This window comes from Pseudomonas sp. ok266, assembly GCF_900110195.1.
Lineage (GTDB): Bacteria > Pseudomonadota > Gammaproteobacteria > Pseudomonadales > Pseudomonadaceae > Aquipseudomonas > Aquipseudomonas neuropathica.
Map to the genome: position 1 here is coordinate 1 of NZ_FOCU01000016.1, position 19,079 is coordinate 19,079.

Genomic DNA, 19,079 nt, shown 5'->3' on the forward strand with positions numbered 1-19,079 from the left:
TCGGTAACGGCTGGCGTGGTGCTCGGGACCAGGTTCTCGAAATTACCGCCAGACACATCCTTGATGGTGACTTCGACTTTGCCGGCGTCTTTGTAGACGTCATCGGCTGGCGCAGCGACAGTCACGGTGCCGGTGGTTTTACCGGCCTCGATGGTAATGACCGAGCCGTTCGACAGGGTCACAGTCACCGGCGAGCCAGCCGGGTTGGTCAGCGTCGCGGTGTAGATGATCGAACCGCCCTCGGCGACCGAGTTGGTGGCGCTGAGCGAGAGGTCAGTGGTGTCGACGGTGTCAGTGACCGTGGTCGAAACTGGGGTCTTGTCGGCAACGAGGTTCTCGTAGTTACCACCGCTCACGTCAGTAATCGCGTTGGTCAGCGGCGTGTGGCCAGTCAGCGCATCGTTAGGTGCGGTGGTGGTCACGGTGCCGGTGGTTTTGCCGACTTCAATGGTGATGTTCTGGCCGTTGGCCAGAGTCACGACCACCGGCGAACCGGTCACCGGTGCGCCAACAGTGGCGGTGTAAGTGACGGTGCCACCTTCAGCGGCAGTCTCGGTGGCGGTCAGTTTGACCGTCGAGGTGTCGATGGTATCGGTTACGTCAGTGACAGCCGGAACGGTGCTTGGCACCAGGTTCTCGAAGTTGCCGCCAGTCGCGTCCTTGATCGTGACTTCGACTTTGCCGGCGTCTTTGTAGACGTCATCGACGGGCGCTGCAACGGTCACGGTGCCAGTGGTTTTGCCGGCCTCGATGGTGATCACCGAGCCGTTCGACAGGGTCACGGTAACAGGCGAACCTGCGGCATTCGTCAGGGTCGCGGTGTAAGTGATCTGGCCGCCTTCAGCCACGGTGCCCGTCGCGCTCAGGGTCAGGTTGGTGGTGTCAGTGGTGTCGGTGACCGTGGTGCTGACCGGGGTTTTGTCAGCCACCAGATCTTCGTAGTTGCCGCCGCTCACGCCTGTGATCGCGTTGGTGATCGGCGCGTGGCCAGTCAGCGCATCGTTTGGTGCAGTGGTGGTCACGGTGCCGGTGGTTTTGCCGACTTCAATGATGATGTTCTGACCATTGGCCAGAGTCACGACCACAGGCGAACCGGTGACTGGCGCGCCGACAGTGGCGGTATAGGTGACGGTGCCACCTTCAGCGGCCGTCTCGGTGGCGGTCAGTTTCACCGTCGAGGTATCAACGGTATCGGTCACGTCGGTGACGGCAGGAACGGTGCTCGGCACCAGGTTTTCGAAGTTGCCGCCAGTGGCGTCCTTGATCGTGACTTCGACTTTGCCGGCGTCTTTGTAGACGTCATCGGCGGGCGCCGGAACGGTCACTGTGCCAGTGGTTTTCCCCGCCTCGATGATGATCACCGAACCGTTCGACAGGGTTACGGTAACAGGCGAACCTGCGGCATTGGTCAGGGTCGCGGTGTAAGTGATCTGGCCGCCTTCAGCCACGGTGCCCGTCGCGCTCAGCGTCAGGTCGGTGGTGTCAGTGGTGTCGGTGACGGTGGTGCTGACCGGGGTTTTGTCGGCAACGAGGTCTTCGTAATTGCCGCCGCTCACGCCCGTGATCGCATTGGTAATCGGCGCGTGGCCGGTCAACGCATCGTTCGGTGCAATGGTCGTCACGGTGCCGGTTGTTTTGCCGACTTCAATGGTGATGTTCTGACCATTGGCCAGAGTCACGACCACAGGCGAACCGGTCACTGGAGCGCCGACAGTGGCGGTATAGGTGACGGTGCCACCTTCAGCGACCGAGGTGTCAGCCGTCAGCTTTACGGTCGACGTATCGATGGTGTCAGTGACGTCGGTCACGGCTGGCGTGGTGCTCGGCACCAGATTCTCGAAATTACCGCCAGACACATCCTTGATGGTGACTTCGACTTTGCCGGCGTCTTTGTAAACGTCATCAGCTGGCGCCGGAACAGTCACGGTGCCAGTGGTTTTACCCGCGTCGATGGTGATCACCGAGCCGTTGCTCAGGGTCACGGTAACGGGCGTGCCGGCCGGATTGGTCAGCGTCGCGGTGTAAACGATCGAACCACCCTCGGCCACGGAACCGGTCGCGCTCAGCGACAGGTCGGTGGTGTCGGCGACATCGGTAACAGTGGTCGATACCGGGGTCTTGTCGGCAACCAGATCTTCGTAATTACCACCGGAAACACCGGTGATCGAGTTGGTCAGCGGCGCATTGCCGGTCAACGCATCGTTAGGAGCGGTGGTGGTCACGGTGCCGCTGGTTTTACCGACTTCGATGGTGATGTTCTGACCGTTGGCCAGGGTCACGATCACTGGCGAGCCAGTCACCGGCGCACCGACGGTGGCGGTGTAAGTGACGGTGCCGCCTTCAGGCACCGAGGTGTCAGCCGTCAGTTTCACGGTCGACGTGTCGATGGTGTCGGTCACTTCGGTCACGGCTGGAACGGTGCTTGGCACCAGATTCTCGAAGTTGCCGCCGGAAGCGTCCTTGATGGTCACTTCAACTTTGCCGGCGTCTTTATAGACGTCATCGGCTGGCGCCGGAACGGTCACGGTGCCAGTGGTTTTGCCTGCCTCGATGGTGATCACCGAGCCATTGCTCAGGGTCACGGTGACTGGGGTGCCGGCAGGATTGGTCAGGGTCGCGGTGTAAACAATCGAACCACCTTCGGCCACGGTCCCGGTTGCCGTCAGCGACAGGTTGGTGTCGTCGATCGAGTCGGTAATCGTGGTGGTCGCTGGCGTCGTGTTCGGCACCAGATTTTCGAAGTTGCCGCCGGTAGTACCGGTGATGGTGGTGCTGACGGTGCTGCCATTGTTGTAAACGTCGTTGGCCGCTGTCGGCACGTTGACGGTGCCGGTGGTCTGGCCGGCGTCAATGGTGATGGTCGAGCCGTTCGACAGGGTGATCGTTACCGGAGTCTGCGCAGCATTGGTCAGCGTCGCGGTGTAAGTGATCTGGCCGCCTTCGACGACCGTACCGGTGGCGGTAAGGCTCACGCTGGTGGTGTCGATCGAATCGGTAACGGTGGTGGTCGCAGGCGTAGTGTTCGGCACCAGGCTTTCAAAATTGCCGCCAGTAGCGCCGGTAATGGTGGTGCTGACGGTGCCGCCATTGTTGTAGACGTCATTGGCCGCAGTCGGCACGTTGACGGTGCCGGTGGTCTGGCCGGCGTCAATGGTGATGGTCGAACCGTTCGACAGGGTGACCGTTACCGGGGTTTGCGCCGGGTTGGTCAGAGTCGCGGTGTAGGTGATCTGGCCGCCTTCGACCACTGTGCCGGTGGCGGTCAGGGTCAGATTAGTGGTGTCGATCGAATCGGTGATGGTGGTCACCGCTGGCGTCGGGTTCGGCACCAGGTTTTCGAAGTTGCCGCCAGTGGCACCGGTAATCGTCGTGGTGACAGTGCTGCCGTTGTTATAGACGTCGTTGGCCGGGGTCGGCACGTTGACGGTGCCGCTGGTCTGGCCGGCGCCGATGGTGATGGTCGAGCCGTTCGACAGGGTGACGGTCACCGGGGTTTGCGCCGGGTTGGTCAGGGTCGCGGTGTAAGTGATCTGCCCGCCTTCAGTGACACTCGGCCCAGCCGTCAGGGTGACGGTGGTGGTGTCGATGGTGTCAGTGACCTGGGTCGTGGCCGGAGTGGTCGGCGGGGTCACGGTGATGCCATTGCCGCCGGTGGTGCCGGTGACGGTCACGTCGATCTGGGTCGGGTCGTTGTAAACGGTGTCGTTCGGGGCCAGCGGCACGTTGACGGTGCCCGTGGTGGAACCGGCTGGAATCACAATCACCGCGCCGTTGGACAGGGTGATGGTCAGGTCGGTCAGCGGCGCCTGGGTCAGGGTCGCGGTGTACACCAGCACGCCGCCGGCTTCGGTGATGGACGGCGTGGCGCTGAGGCTCAGGGTCGAATCACGCAGGGCGTTGGTGGTGGTGTCGGTGGTCTGGCCGCCGGTAATGTTTTGCGCAGCTTGACCGGCAGCGTTGATGCCTGCGGTCGGGAAGCCAATGGTCGGGTCAACGCGGCCAGCGGTGGCGTCGAGCATTACAAAGCTGTGGCCACCACCGGCAGCACCGCCAGTGCCTGCAGCGCTTGGGCCGGCAGCGGTGGCATCAAGGGCGGTGGTCGGGTCGACACCGGCGGCGATGGCTTGCTGCAGTTCGGCTACCGACGGCGCTGCCTGCGCAGTGGCCTCGGCCAGGTCAGTGCTGGAGTCAGGCGCGTTGGCGCTCCACTGGGTTTCTCGGCCCAGATCGAGGGTGCGGCCATCAGCCAATTCAAGCGACACGGCGCCGGAGAGGCCGGTGTCGATCTGGTCACCCACGAACAGGCGATCGCCTTCAACGAGTACGCGACGTACACCCTCAGGGGAGACTACAAATACCTGACCGACAATGCTTTTGACGATGGCAACAACACTGCTCATTGAAGACTCTCCGGGGGTGTCACGTTCAGTTGACTTCCATAGACCTGATGGCTTTTGGCGCCGACTCAGTCTGGACGTACTTTTAAATTTTGCGAATCAAGTTTGACGCATCTAATCGTCAATAATTTGGCTATATTCTTTCGCTATTAACTTTATGCCAAACTATTGACCTTCTGGGTGCCATCCTAAACAATCGCCCCACTAATGTCACATTGATATTTCCGCGGCGACCTGTCCTTTAGCGTGTGATCCAGTTCCTGTTTTGAACTTTCCGACATACGGTCAATCTGGTTGCCATCATCCGACGCAGCGCCACGTTTTGCTGTGATTCAAGACAAGAAGTTCTGGGAAATTCCTATCATGCGTTCGCCCCTGCTTTTCGCCGTACCCTTCGCCCTCGCCGCCTCTTTTGTACAAGCACAATCCTTACCAGAAGCCATGCAGCAGGCACTGGATGTCCATCCGGAAATCCAGGCAGGGGTCAACAGTCGTTTGGCTGCGGATTATCAATTAAGAGCGGCGAAAGGGGGATACCTGCCGAAGGTCGATCTGCTCGGCGGTTATGGCCGTGAAGGCACCGACAGCGTCACCACCCGCGCCAATGGCGGCGGCAACCACTGGGAAACCCTGAACCGCAGCGAGTCAAGTTTACGTCTATCGCAAATGGTCTTTGACGGTTTTGCGACGTCCAGCGAAGTCGGGCGTCAACAAGCCACCGTCAACTCCCGCGCCTACTCGTTGCTCGGCACTTCCGAGCGCACCGCGCTGACCGTCGCCCAGGTCTACCTGGATGTGCTGACCCGCCGCGAATTCGTGCGCTTGGCCGAGGACAACCTCAAGAGCCATCAGCGCATCTACGACCAGATCCAGTTGCGCACCCAGCGCGGCGTCGGCAGCGGTGCCGACCTCGATCAAGCCGAAGCGCGGATGGCCCAGGCTCGCAACAACCTGATCACCGAGCAAACCAATCTGGCCGACTCGGAAACCAACTTCCTCAGCGCCGTCGGCCAGATGCCTGATCAACTGGAGCGGCCGGCACCGTTCATGGCGATGATGCCGGCCAACCTCAATGAAGCGCGCCAGCAGATGCTGGAAAACAGCCCGATCCTGCGTTCGGCCGAGTCCGATATCGCCGCTGCCGAGAAACAGTACGAAACCGCCAAGTCGACCTTCTACCCACGTTTCGACGCCGAACTGGGCCGTACCGCCGACAACGACCTCGACGGCCAGAACGGTCACAACAACGAATGGCAAGCGATGCTGCGCATGCGCTTCAACCTGTATTCCGGTGGCAGCAACAAGGCTGATCTGGAATCCAAGTCGTACCTGTCGAACCAAGCGCTGGACATCCGCAACAACGCCCTGCGCCAGTTGAACGAAGAACTCGGTCTGGCCTGGAACGCCTTGAACAACGCCAACGCGCAGGTGCCGATCGCCCAGCAATATGTCGACCACAGCACCTCGGTGCGCACCGCCTACCAGCGTCAGTTCAGCCTCGGCGAACGGACCCTGCTCGATTTGCTCGACAGCGAAAACGAGTTGTTCACCGCTTCGCGGCGTCTGGCGGAAATCAAAAACATTCAGTTATTTACTCAGTACCGAATCAAGGCGACCATGGGCGAGTTGCTCAGAAGCCAGGGAGTGGTCGCACCGTTGGCATCCGTTGTGCAGAACGACGTGAAGCCCAAGGTCCAGCTGCCTGGGATGAATTGAGTTATCCCTTTTCAACTGTCAAAGAGTGTCGAGCGTGGAATCAGAAGTCAGTCGAGTTCAACTCAGTCATGATCCACGCGCGTTGCACGACGATCCTTTACTGGACGGTCTGCTCGCCCTTTGCATGCTGCACCAGAAGCCCGCCAGCGCGGCGATGCTGACCACCGGCCTGCCGCTGCCCAAACAACGCCTGAGTGTCGAGTTGCTGCCCCGCGCGGCGGCTCGCGCCGGCCTGCAAGGTCGGGTGCTGCAGCGCAAACTGGAAGAAATTCCGGCGATCGCCATGCCGGCCTTGTTGCTGCTCAAGGATGGCCGCAGCGCCGTCCTGCTCGGTTGGCAGGGTGACCACGAAGCGCGGGTGTTGCTCAGCGAAACCGACGGTGGCGAGTCCATCGTCAGTCGCGAATTGCTCGCTGACGATTACACCGGCAAAGTCTTCTTCGCCCAGCCGCAACACAAATTCGACGTCAACCACGGCACGCTGATTCCACGTGCCCGCTCGTGGTTCCGCGATACCCTCAAGCGCTCGCGCTGGCTGTACGCCGATGCCATCGCCGCGAGCTTCCTGATCAACATCATCGCCATGGCCGCGCCGCTGTTCGTGATGAACGTCTACGACCGCGTGGTGCCGAACCAGGCCGAAGCGACCCTGTGGGTTCTGGCGCTGGGTATCACCGGCGCCTATATCTTCGACCTGGTCCTCAAAAGCCTGCGCAGCCTGTGCCTGGACCTGGCCGGGAAGAAAACCGACCTGATCATCTCCGCGACGCTGTTCGAGCGCATTGTTGGCATGGCGATGAAATACCGCCCGGCGCGGGTCGGCAGTTTTGCGCAGAACATCCATGAGTTTCAGAGCCTGCGCGACTTCCTCGCCTCGCTGACCCTGACCAGCCTGATCGACCTGCCGTTCACCATCCTCATCTTTATTGTCATCGCCATTCTCGGCGGGCACCTGGTGTGGATTCCGGTGTTGGCCTTCCCGATTGCCTTGCTGATCGGCTACGCGTTGCAGAAACCGCTGGTGGCGACCATGGAGCGCACCATGGCCCTCGGTGCCGAGCGCCAGTCGAGCCTGATCGAAACCCTCGCCGGCCTCGACGCGGTGAAGGTCAACAACGCCGAGAGCGAACGCCAATACCAGTGGGAACAGACCATCGGCACCCTCAGCCGCCTCGAGCTGCGAGTGAAAATGCTCTCCGGTCTGGCGATGAACATCACCCTGCTGATCCAGCAACTGGCCGGGGTGATCATGATCGTCTTCGGCGTCTACCAGATCATCGCCGGCAACCTGAGCATGGGCGGTCTGATTGCCTGCTACATGCTTAGCGGCCGCGCCCTCAGCCCGTTGGCCTCGCTGTCCGGTCTGTTGACGCGTTACCAGCAGGCGCGAGTGACCATGACCTCGGTCGACCAGATGATGGAGCTGCCGCAAGAACGCAATTTCGAAGAGCGCCCGCTGAGCCGCAAGGTGCTGCAAGGCGCGATCGAGTGCCGCCAGCTCAGCTTCACCTACCCGGAACAACAGAACCCGGCGCTGAAAAACATCAATCTGGTGATCCGTCCCGGCGAGAAGATCGGCATCATCGGCCGCAGCGGCTCGGGCAAGAGTTCGCTGGCGAAACTACTGGTCGGCCTCTATCAACCGGATGACGGCGCCTTGTTGGTCGACGGTGTGGATATCCGCCAGATCGATGTCAGCGAATTGCGCTACAACATCGGTTATGTGCCGCAAGACATCCAACTTCTGGCCGGCACCCTGCGTGACAACCTCGTCTCCGGCGCGCGTTATGTCGAAGACGAGCTTGTCCTGCAAGCTGCCGAACTGGCTGGCGTACACGAATTCGCCCGTCTGCACCCACAAGGTTACGAGCTGCAAGTCGGCGAGCGCGGGCAGAACCTCTCCGGCGGGCAACGGCAGAACGTTGCACTGGCCCGGGCGCTGTTGCTCAATCCACCGATCCTGTTAATGGACGAGCCGACCAGCGCCATGGACAACACCGGTGAAGAACGCCTCAAGCAACGCCTCGCGGCAGTGATAGAAAACAAGACCGTGGTGCTGGTGACGCACCGGGCGTCGCTGCTGTCGCTGGTGGATCGCCTGCTGGTGGTCGACCGTGGGCAGATTCTCGCCGATGGCCCGAAAGCCGCCGTGATGGAAGCGTTGAAGAAGGGGCAGATCAGTGTTGCTTAAGTCGGGTTTCAAGGATTCGATCCGTCGCTACTTCAAAGGCTCTGCCTCGCTGCAGGGCCAGCCGCTGCCGGAGGTCAACAAAGCGCTGATCGAAGACGCCCCGCGCGTCGTGCGTCTGACCATCTGGGCGATCATCGGCTTCTTTATCTTCCTGCTGCTGTGGGCCAACTTCGCCGTGATCGACGAAGTGACCAAGGGCGACGGCAAGGCGATTCCGTCGTCGAAGATCCAGAAAATCCAGAACCTCGAAGGCGGGATCATCTCCGAGCTGTTCGTCAAGGAAGGCCAGATCGTCGAAGCCGGTGCACCACTGATTCGCCTCGACGACACACGATTTGCTTCCAACGTCGGCGAAACCGAAGCCGATCGCCTGTCGATGCTGCTGCGCGTAGAACGCCTCAGCGCCGAAGTGGATGACCGTCCGCTGAATTTCCCCGATGACGTGCTCAAAGCCGTGCCGGGTCAGGCGAAAAGCGAAGAGTCGCTGTACATCAGCCGTCGTCAGCAACTGCACGACGAGATTGGCGGTTTGCAGGAGCAGTTGATTCAGCGTCAGCAAGAGCTGCGCGAATTCGCCTCCAAGCAAGCGCAGTATCGTCAGCAACTCGGCTTGCAGCGTCAGGAAATCAACATGTCCGAGCCGCTGGTGGCGCAGGGCGCGGTGTCCCCGGTGGAAGTGCTACGTCTGAAGCGTGCCGAGGTGGAAACCCGTGGTCAGCTGGATGCAACGACGCTGGCCATCCCGCGTGCCGAATCGGCGATCAAGGAAGTGCAGCGCAAGATCGACGAGACGCGCGGCAAATTCCGCAGCGAAGCGCTGACCCAACTCAATGAGGCGCGCACCGACCTGAACAAGGCCAGCGCGACCGGCAAGGCCCTGGAAGACCGCGTCAGCCGTACGCTGGTGACATCGCCAGTGCGCGGCATCGTCAACAAATTGCTGGTCAACACCATCGGCGGCGTGATCCAGCCGGGCAGCGACATGGTTGAAATCGTCCCGCTGGACGATACCTTGCTGGTCGAAGCCAAGATTCGTCCGCAAGACATCGCGTTCCTGCACCCGGGGCAGGAAGCGATCGTTAAATTCACTGCCTACGACTACACCATCTACGGCGGGCTCAAAGCCAAGCTTGAGCAGATCGGCGCTGACACCATCACCGACGAAGACAAGAAAACCACTTACTACATCATCAAGGTGCGCACCGAGCGCAGCCACTTGGGTACCGATGAAAAGCCGTTGCTGATCATTCCGGGGATGGTCGCGTCGGTGGACATCATCACCGGCAAGAAGTCGGTGTTGAGTTATCTGCTCAAGCCGATCATTCGTGCGCGGGCAGAGGCGTTGCACGAGCGTTAGATCTTCAGCGCGGCTGCCGGCCTCTTCGTCGGTTCGCCGCCCGGAGCAGGCTCGCTCCCACATTTGGATTTCTTTTGAACACAGAATTTGTGTCCACTGAAGATCAACTGTGGGAGCGAGCTTGCTCGCGAAGGCGTCAGTCGGATCGCTGCATCTGTCAGGAAGTGACAAAAACCGTCACTCACCATCCAGTCCATTCCGCCATATCGTTATTCATTAACGGTATTTAATTTCCAATTCTTATAGCTATAAAGTCATCCCCCTGCGTACCTGCCGACCAATCGGCGCGCCGCACGACCTGAACCAACACGCAATCCAGCGTGAGTGTCTGATCGACGAGCGCGCCCGTGAGCGTGCCGTGCGTGGGAGATGGAAAGATGTCCGCAGCTACTGCTTCCCCAAGCGCCGCGACCGCCGCGCCGCAAGCCTTTGAAATCCGACCGTTCAGCGGTGCCGTCGGCGCCGAGATCATCGGCCTCGACCTCACCCGACCGATCAATGATCAGGACTTTGCGCGCATCCATCGCGCGAATCTGGATCACCACGTCGTGGTGTTCCGCGACCAGCAAATCACCCCGCAGCAACAGATCGACTTCAGCCGCCGCTTCGGCGTGTTGCAGATCCATGTGCTCAAGCAGTTCCTGTTGGCCAACCACCCGGAAATCCTCATCGTTTCCAACATCATCGAAAACGGCCAGAACATCGGCCTCGGTGATGCTGGCAAGTTCTGGCACTCCGACCTTTCCTATAAAGAGCTGCCAAGTCTCGGCTCGATGCTGCATGCGCAAGAGCTGCCTTCCGAGGGCGGCGATACGTTGTTCGCCGACATGCACAAAGCCTGGGACAGCTTGCCCGAGGCCTTGCGCAAAGCTGTTGAAGGTCGTTCGGCCGCGCATTCCTACACCGCCCGCTATAGCGAAACCAAATTCGAAGGCAACTGGCACCCGACCCTGACCCCGGAGCAACTGGCTCAGGTCGCGGAAGTGGTGCACCCGGTGGTGCGCACGCATCCGGAGAACGGTCGCAAGGCGCTGTTCGTCAGCGAAGGGTTCACCACGCGCATCGTCGGCCTGCCCGAAGACGAGAGCCAGCAGCTGCTGACCGAGCTCTACGCCCACAGCGTGCTGCCGCAAAACATCTACCGCCATCAGTGGCAGCCCCACGATCTGGTGTTCTGGGACAACCGTTCGCTGATCCATCTCGCCGCCGGCTGCTCCGCGCACCTGCGCCGCAAGCTGTATCGCACGACCATTCAGGGCGACGCGCCTTTCTGATTCGCCGGAGATTGATCAAGCCATGAACGCTCCCTTGCCAGGCCACGCGGCCAGCAACCTGATCGCCCGCAGCGACGCGTTGCTGGCGGTCGATCACGTCAGCCTCGAATACCGCACGCCGCAACGCGTGGTGCGTGCCACCCACCAGGTCAGTTTTGAAATCGACCCGGCCGATCGCTACGTGCTGCTCGGCCCGTCCGGTTGCGGCAAATCGACGTTGCTCAAAGCGGTCGCCGGGTTTATTCAACCGTGCGAAGGCGAGATCCGTCTGCAAGGCCAGCGCATCGACGCGCCGGGGCCGGACCGGATCGTGGTGTTTCAGGAGTTCGACCAACTGCCACCGTGGAAAACTGTCAAACAGAACGTGATGTTTCCACTGCTCGCTTCGCGCACGCTGAAGAAAAAAGAAGCTGAAGAACGCGCGCTGCACTATCTGGAAAAGGTCGGGCTGGCGGCGTTCACCGATGCTTATCCACACACCTTGTCCGGCGGCATGAAAGCACGGGTGGCAATTGCCCGGGCGTTGGCCATGCAGCCGAAAATCCTCTTGATGGACGAACCGTTCGCCGCGCTCGATGCACTGACCCGACGCAAGATGCAGGAAGAATTGCTGCTGCTCTGGGAAGAGGTGCGCTTCACCCTGCTGTTCGTCACCCACTCGATTGAAGAAGCATTGGTGGTCGGCAATCGCATCCTGCTGCTGTCGCCGCATCCGGGTCGAGTGCGCGCCGAAGTGCACAGCCATCAATACGATCTGCACAGCCTCGGTGGCGTGGCGTTTCAGGAATCGGCGCGGCGTATTCATCGCCTGCTGTTCGACGAAGGCCAGTCGCCGGAAACCGAGCGTGACCACGACTTCAACGACATTCGCATCGCCTATTGAGCGGCCAGGAGGACTACCCGATGAGCCATTCATCACCCGTGCGTGAAGAGTTTGAAATTGTGCTGGAACCGTTGACGCAGGTGCCGGTCGAGCGAGAGCTTTCGCTCGGCACGCGACTGTGGCAGCAGGGCTGGCTGCGTAAAAGCCTGATCCTGATTGTGCTGGCGGTGTTGTGGGAAGTGGTCGCGCGGATTCAGAACAATGACCTGATGCTGCCGAGTTTCCTGCAGACCAGTCATGCGTTGTTCGACGGGCTGCTCAGTGGTGAGTTATTGGCCAAAGTGTGGATATCGCTGGTGGTGCTGATCAAGGGTTATCTGATCGGCATCGTTCTGGCATTTGCCCTGACCACGTTGGCCGTATCGACGCAGTTGGGCCGCGATCTGCTGAGCACGATGACCTCGATGTTCAACCCGCTACCGGCGATTGCCCTGTTGCCACTGGCGCTGCTGTGGTTTGGTCTGGGGCAGAACAGCCTGATTTTCGTCCTGGTGCATTCGGTGTTGTGGGCGCTGGCGCTGAATACCTATGCCGGGTTTCTCGGTGTCTCGGAAACCTTGCGCATGGCCGGGCGCAATTATGGTTTGAAGGGCTTGCGACTGGTGCTGTTCATCCTGATTCCGGCAGCGCTGCCGTCGATTCTCGCCGGGTTGAAGATTGGCTGGGCGTTTGCCTGGCGCACGTTGATCGCGGCGGAACTGGTGTTTGGCGCGACCAGTGGCAAGGGCGGTCTGGGCTGGTACATCTTCCAGAACCGTAATGAGCTGTACACCGACAAGGTGTTTGCCGGGTTGGCGGTGGTGATCCTGATCGGGTTGCTGGTGGAGAACCTGGTGTTCGATACGCTGGAGCGGGTGACCGTTAAGCGGTGGGGGATGCAGCGGTAACTCTGTGGCGTTGCGTCTGGCCCCTTCGCGAGCAAGCTCGCTCCCACAGGAGAATGCATTCCAAATGTGGGAGCGAGCTTGCTCGCGAAGGCGTCAGTAAGATCAACGCCTACTCTGAAAGATGTTTGCTAGCATTGCGCCCAGATCAATCCTGATCAGCCATGAGTGCTCAGCATGCAACTTCCGGACATGAACCTTCTGGTCGCCCTCGACGCCTTGCTCGACGAGGGCAGTGTGGTCGGCGCGGCGCGGCGGATGAATCTCAGCCCGGCCGCCATGAGCCGTACCCTGACGCGGATCCGCGAAGCCATCGGTGACCCGATCCTTGTGCGCGCCGGTCGTGGCCTAGTGCCAACCCCCAAGGCGCTGGAGTTGCGCGAACAGGTGCGCGATGTGGTCGAGCAGGCCGCGCTGTTGTTCCGTTCCGCCGACACCGTGGAACTGGGCACGTTACGCCGTCGTTTCAACATCCGCGCCAATGACTTTTTCATCGGTGTTTACGGCGGCAAGCTGTTCGACACCCTCGATCAATTGGCGCCGCACTGCGAATTGCGTTTCGTCCCGGAAGGCGATGGCGACGATGAGGCACTGCGCGAGGGCCGCATCGATCTGAGCGTCAGCAACACCCGACCCGTCACCCCGGAAGTCAAAGTGCAGAACCTGTTCTCGACGCATTTTGTCGGCTTGGTGCGAGAAGACCATCCACTGCTCGACGGTGAAATCACCGCCGAGCGCTACGCCGGGTTTTCCCATATCAGCATGTCGCGCCGTGGCATCGCGCGCGGCCCGATCGATACGGCGCTGAATGCGCTAGGCCTGGAGCGGCGCGTGGCGGTGATCGCGCCGAGTTTCCATGCGGCGATGTTTGCCTTGCCGGATTCCGATCTGATCTTGCCGGTGCCCAAAGAAGCGCTGCTCAGCGTGCGCCGGCTGGGTTTGAAACTGCGCTCATTCGACCTGCCTATCCCGTTGCCGACCTTGATGCTGACCCAAGCCTGGCACCCGCGCTTCGACAAGGATCCGGCACATCGCTGGCTGCGTGAAACCCTCAAGACTTGCTGCGACGAAACCTGGCTGGCGGCCCAGCCTTAACCTGCGAACCCACACAAAACCCTTGTAGGAGTGAGCCTGCTCGCGATAGCGGTGTGTCAGTCAACACATACATTGGCTGACCCAACGCTATCGCGAGCAGGCTCACTCCTACAGAGGTTAATTGTTGCGTCTGGCGCACTTATAACCTGCCAATAAGTCAATTTTCGTCATTGCCAAGCCCGACTAAGATGCTCCGGTATTTTTCCCTCCGGAGTGTGTACTCATGACATCCCTGACGGCCGCGATGCCCATCGCTGCGGCCAGCCCGGCGAAGGCGGCGACGCCACCGGTGTTCGGGGCGCGGATCATCATTGGCCTGGTCGGCGTGCTGCTGGCGGTGCTGGTGTCAGGCCTCAACGAGATGGTCACCAAGGTAGCCCTGGCCGACATCCGTGGCGGGTTGCACATCGGTTACGACGAAGGCACCTGGCTGGTCGCCAGCTACACCGCCACCTCGGTCGCGGCCATGGCCTTCGCGCCGTGGTGTTCGGTGACCTTCTCGTTGCGCCGCTTCACTCTCTGCGCCATTGGCCTGTTCACCTTGCTGGGTGTGCTGTGCCCGTTCGCGCCGAATTACGAAAGTCTGCTGCTGATGCGCATCCTGCAAGGTCTGGCCGGCGGTGCGTTACCGCCGATGCTGATGACCGTCGCCCTGCGCTTTTTGCCGGCGAACATCAAGCTTTACGGTCTGGCCGGCTACGCACTGACGGCGACATTCGGCCCGGGTCTCGGCACGCCGCTGGCCGGTTTGTGGACCGAATACGTCGGCTGGCAGTGGACGTTCTGGCAAATCATCGTGCCGTGCCTGATCGCCATGGCGATGGTCGCGTGGGGTATTCCGCAGGACCCGCTGCGCCTGGAGCGCCTCAAATCGTTCAACTGGAAAGGCCTGCTGCTGGGCTTTCCGGCGATCTGCATGTTGGTGATCGGTTTGCTGCAGGGCAATCGGCTGGACTGGTTCGAGTCGAGCCTGATCTGTGGATTGCTCGGCGCCGGCTCGCTGCTGCTGGTGGCGTTCCTGATCAACGAGTGGTCGCAGCCGATCCCGTTTTTCAAATTGCAGATGCTCGGTATTCGTAACCTGTCGTTCGCCTTGATGACCTTGGCCGGTGTGCTGATAGTTCTGCAGGCGGTGGTGTTGATTCCGTCGAGTTATCTGGCGCAGGTGCAGGGTTATCGCCCGGCGCAGACCGCACCGATCATGCTGATCGCCGCATTGCCGCAACTGATTGCGCTGCCGTTGGTGGCAGCGTTGTGCAACCTGCGCTGGGTCGATTGCCGCTGGGTGCTTGGCATGGGTTTGAGCATGTTGACGCTGTCCTGCCTGGGCGGATCGCTGCTGACTTCAGAATGGATTCGCGACAACTTCTACGTTCTGCAATGGCTGCAGATCTTCGGCCAGCCGATGTCGGTGCTGCCGCTGTTGATGCTCTCGACCGGCAGCATCCAGCCAACGGACGGTCCGTTTGCCTCGGCGTGGTTCAACACCGTGAAAGGTCTGGCGGCGGTGGTCGCCACCGGGGTGCTTGAGGCGCTGACTACGGCGCGTCTGCATTTCCACTCGACCATGTTGGTCGACAGCCTCGGCAATTCGCCGCTTGCCGATCGCAGCGATCCGGGCCTTGCCCATCGCCTGCACGAACAAGCCGTGGTGCTGACTTCTTCCGATCTCTATGTGTGCATGGCCGGCGTCGCGGTGGCGTTGATCCTGCTGATTTTCTGGCTGCCGACGCGGATCTTTCCGCCCCGCGCGTCGACCTGATTACTGCACTGAACAATGAAGGTTTTTATGACGACTCAAGCAAAGCAAAAACTCGCGGTGGCCATCGCGGCCGCGCTGGCCGTCGGCGTGCTGGTGTATCTGGCGCTGCCCGGCGTGTTTGGCAAACGCACCCAGCAAAACACCAACGACGCCTTTGTCTCTGCCGACTACACCCTGGTGGTGCCGCGTGTGGCCGGTTTCATCAAGGAAGTGCTGGTGGAAGACAACCAGCAAGTGAAGGCCGGGCAATTGCTGGCGCTGATTGATGATCGCGATTTGCGCGCGTCAGCCGAAGCGGCGGACGCGCAGACCCTGGTCGCGCGGGCGCAATTGCAGAACGCCAAAGCGACGCTGGAACGCCAGACTTCGGTGATCGCCCAGGCGCAGGCCTCGGTGGTGTCGGCCAAAGCTGAAATGGCTTTCGCCCAGCAGGAGTTGAATCGCTACAACCATTTGGCCGGCGTTGGTGCCGGTACGGTGCAGAACGCGCAACAGGCGCGTACTCGCATCGATCAAGCCACGGCGCATCTCGACACCGCCACGGCGAAACTGGCGGCAGAGCGCAAGCAGGTCGACATTCTCACGGCTCAGCGGGATGCCGCCGAAGGCAGTTTGAAGCACGCACAAGCGGCGCTGGAAATCGCCAGTTTTGAACTCTCTTACACGCGTATCACTGCACCGCAGGACGGCATGATCGGTGAGCGCGCCGTGCGTGTTGGTGCCTATGTGACGCCGGGCAGCAAGCTGCTGGCGGTGGTTCCTTTGAAGCAGGCATATGTCGTGGCGAACTTTCAGGAGACGCAACTGACTGACGTGCAGCCAGGGCAAGAGGTGCAAGTACGCGTCGACAGCCTGGGTGGTGAAGCGCTGACCGGTCGTGTCGAGAGTATCGCTCCGGCGACGGGCGTGACCTTTGCGGCGGTGAAACCGGACAACGCCACCGGTAACTTCACCAAGGTGGTGCAGCGGATTCCGGTGAAGATCATGCTGGAACCGGGGCAGCCGTTGGCCGAACGGTTGCGGGTGGGCATGTCGGTGGAGGCGAGCATTGATACCAGAAGCTCGGCGACGTCGGTGCGTGAGGTGACTCAGCGATGAGCCGTGTTGATCGAACCGACGCCTTCGCGAGCAGGCTCGCTCCCACATTGGACCTCGGCAACACCGCAGCCCCCCTGTGGGAGCGAGCTTGCTCGCGAAGAGGCCAGTGGCAGCCACTCACTTTAAGTATCTTGCTTGCAGTAAGCCTCAGCGCCTGCACCGTAGGCCCTGATTTCCAGAAACCCGAAGCCACACAAATCGCCGACTGGGCCAAACCTGCCAATTCCGCCCCCAGCCAAGCCATCAGCGAACCCCTGAACGAACGCTGGTGGGAAGTCTTCCACGACCCGCAACTCTCCGCGCTCACTCAACGTGCGGTGCAGAGCAACCTCGACCTGCAACTAGCCAGCAGCCGTCTGCAACAAAGCCGCGCCGCTCGCCAGGTGATCACCGCTGATCGTTATCCGAACACCGCCGCCACTGGCAGTTACGCGCGCGAACGCAACAGCGGCAAAGGCCTGAACGATCCGTCCGGACACAACGGCGATTCCGCTTTCAACCTGTGGGACGCCGGTTTTTCCGCATCGTGGGAACTGGATTTCTGGGGTCGCGTGCGCCGCGAAACCGAAGCCGCCGACGCCAACCTCGAAGTCGCCGAAAACGACCGTCGTGGGGTGTTGCTGGCGGTGCTTGCCGACACCGCACAAAACTACATTCAACTGCGCGGCGTGCAAAACACCCGCGCCGTCACCGAGCGGAACCTCGACGTCGCCCGGCACAGCCTGAAACTCTCGCAACTGCGCCTGGCCGACGGCGTGGCGACTGACCTCGACGTTGCCGAAGCCGCCGCGCAAGTCGCCGCGATCGAGTCGCGCCTGCCCGCGCTGGAACAGCGCCAATCGCAACTGATCAATGCGATCAGCCTGTTGATGGGCGAACCGCCACAGGCATTGGCCAAGGAGTTATCTACAGACGCAGCCGTGCCGCAGTCGCCGCTGCAAGTCGCCATCGGCCTGCCGTCACAACTGGCCGAACGCCGCCCGGACATCCGCCAGGCCGAAGCGCGTCTGCATGCGGCCACCGCCAATATCGGCGTGGCCAAGGGTGATTTCTATCCACGTATCACCTTGTCCGGCAACTTCGGCTCGCAAGCCATGCAACTCAGCGACTTTGGCTCGTGGGGCTCACGCGCGTTCGGCATCGGCCCGCAATTCAGCCTGCCGCTGTTCGACGGCGGACGCCTGCGCGGCATGCTGCAACTGCGCGAAGCCCAGCAGCAGGAAGCGGCCGTCGCCTACCAGCAAACCGTACTGCGCGCATGGCACGAAATCGACGATCAACTGACCGCCTACAACGCCAGTCAACGCCGCCGTGACAGCCTCGCCGAAGCCGTCCGCCAGAACCAGATCGCCCTGCGCACCGCGCAACAGCAATACGTCGAAGGCGTGGTCGATTTCGTCAACGTCCTCACCGTGCAAAGCGCGCTGCTGGCGACGCAGGAGCAGTGGGTTGAGAGTTCGACCGGTGTTTCGTTGGCGATGGTGGGTTTGTACAAGGCGTTGGGTGGGGGATGGGAGTCGGTGTATCCGGCAGAAGTACCTACCAATAATCCGGTTTGAACGCTGGTTTTTTGTGCGTGGCTACTCGGCCTGGAAACTGATTAATGAGCAATTCTTCCTCTGTGATCACGCGGCGCAGCCAGTGAGAGTGATCTTTCAGAGAACCCGGGGTGGGCCGATTCAAACCTGCCCTGTGAGGAAGAATGACGCCGATGGTTAGGTGAGGAAAGTCCGCACGTATTGCTCTCAATGCGGGGGTGATATCAGTGTCACTCGAAACCAGTACGAGTTGTTCGACGCGATCTTGCGTTGCGAACATTGCCTGGTGGCAGGCAGTGCGATACATGCTGATCGCGATATGAACGTCGGTTTCCTTTTCTTCAAGCTTCCAGATGTCGACCTTGTCCTGACGTGAGGCCTTGGTGTTTTTGTCGATGAATCGAGGCGCTTTAGCCTGCTCAAGATGATGCCGACCAAAATGCACTCTGACATTGGTCGTGCGCAGTGCCCTTATGTAAGTGTCTTGGGCCTCTTTTGAAATTCGGCCCAGCGTCGCGAGTTCTGGTTTTATTGATGAGGTGAAATAGTCAATCGAGACAACGGCGTTCTGCGGGTTTTCGATGTGTGCGACATGAATCAGCAAACCTTCGAGATTGAGCCATTTATAGGGGGTGCCCGCGAGCAGCCCATAGAACAAGTTGTAGCCATCAACAAAGAAAGCAGTACGCACAAATTATTCCTCAGAAACGAAAAAACCGGCCTAGGCCGGTTTCTTCACCCCAACTGCCAGCGAACTGAATCGCTACGTACGGGGTTGAGTAAGGCAATCCTAGATTGAGCGCGTCATGCAGGTCAACCACCAAATAATTGCACGCTCACTCCGCTGGTTTAGCTCCAGCACCGGCTTGTCAGTTTTGGTTGCT

The 19,079-nt window shown here is 60.6% G+C and carries 12 protein-coding genes; 10 read left to right on the top strand and 2 right to left on the bottom strand.

Features of this window, described 5'->3' with window-relative positions:
• On the bottom strand, positions 1-4,400 hold a 4,400-nt coding region (locus tag BMY54_RS26160), incomplete at its 3' end, for a retention module-containing protein (RefSeq protein ID WP_139213444.1).
• A 360-nt stretch (positions 4,401-4,760) separates the two neighbouring features.
• Between BMY54_RS26160 and BMY54_RS26165 the strand changes: the two genes are divergently transcribed.
• From BMY54_RS26165 to BMY54_RS26210, 10 genes are all read left to right on the top strand, one after another.
• On the top strand, positions 4,761-6,113 hold the full coding sequence (locus tag BMY54_RS26165) for a TolC family outer membrane protein (RefSeq protein WP_093440182.1): 1,353 nt from the start codon (positions 4,761-4,763) through the stop codon (positions 6,111-6,113).
• Between the two features lie 34 nt (positions 6,114-6,147).
• On the top strand, positions 6,148-8,304 hold the full coding sequence (locus BMY54_RS26170; protein ID WP_093440187.1) for a type I secretion system permease/ATPase: 2,157 nt from the start codon (positions 6,148-6,150) through the stop codon (positions 8,302-8,304).
• A complete protein-coding gene (locus BMY54_RS26175; protein ID WP_093440190.1) occupies positions 8,294-9,661 on the top strand; it encodes an HlyD family type I secretion periplasmic adaptor subunit in 1,368 nt (455 codons plus the stop codon). Before BMY54_RS26170 ends, BMY54_RS26175 begins: the two co-directional genes overlap by 11 nt.
• 377 nt (positions 9,662-10,038) lie before the next feature.
• Positions 10,039-10,935: a TauD/TfdA dioxygenase family protein gene (locus BMY54_RS26180; protein ID WP_093440195.1), complete on the top strand. Its 897-nt coding sequence runs from the start codon at positions 10,039-10,041 to the stop codon at positions 10,933-10,935.
• Positions 10,936-10,957: 22 nt separating this feature from the next.
• Entirely contained in the window at positions 10,958-11,818 is an 861-nt protein-coding gene (locus tag BMY54_RS26185) for an ABC transporter ATP-binding protein (protein ID WP_093440199.1), read from the top strand.
• A 20-nt stretch (positions 11,819-11,838) separates the two neighbouring features.
• Positions 11,839-12,705, top strand: coding sequence for an ABC transporter permease (locus tag BMY54_RS26190; protein WP_093440204.1), 867 nt, complete (start codon positions 11,839-11,841; stop codon positions 12,703-12,705).
• A gap of 174 nt (positions 12,706-12,879) precedes the next feature.
• Positions 12,880-13,797: a LysR family transcriptional regulator gene (locus BMY54_RS26195; RefSeq protein ID WP_093440208.1), complete on the top strand. Its 918-nt coding sequence runs from the start codon at positions 12,880-12,882 to the stop codon at positions 13,795-13,797.
• 223 nt (positions 13,798-14,020) lie between these two features.
• Positions 14,021-15,559, top strand: a complete 1,539-nt coding sequence (locus tag BMY54_RS26200; protein ID WP_093440212.1) for an MFS transporter — start codon at positions 14,021-14,023, stop codon at positions 15,557-15,559.
• A 27-nt stretch (positions 15,560-15,586) separates the two neighbouring features.
• Complete coding sequence (locus BMY54_RS26205; protein WP_093440215.1) at positions 15,587-16,657, top strand: HlyD family secretion protein; 1,071 nt, start codon at positions 15,587-15,589, stop codon at positions 16,655-16,657.
• Positions 16,654-18,216 carry an efflux transporter outer membrane subunit gene (locus tag BMY54_RS26210; protein WP_175559668.1) on the top strand — a complete coding sequence of 521 codons (1,563 nt, stop codon included), beginning with the start codon at positions 16,654-16,656 and terminating at the stop codon, positions 18,214-18,216. Before BMY54_RS26205 ends, BMY54_RS26210 begins: the two co-directional genes overlap by 4 nt.
• Here the strand turns inward: BMY54_RS26210 and BMY54_RS26215 are convergent.
• Entirely contained in the window at positions 18,197-18,886 is a 690-nt protein-coding gene (locus tag BMY54_RS26215; protein ID WP_093440220.1) for an NYN domain-containing protein, read from the bottom strand. The genes BMY54_RS26210 and BMY54_RS26215 overlap by 20 nt on opposite strands.
• Positions 18,887-19,079: the final 193 nt, after the last annotated feature.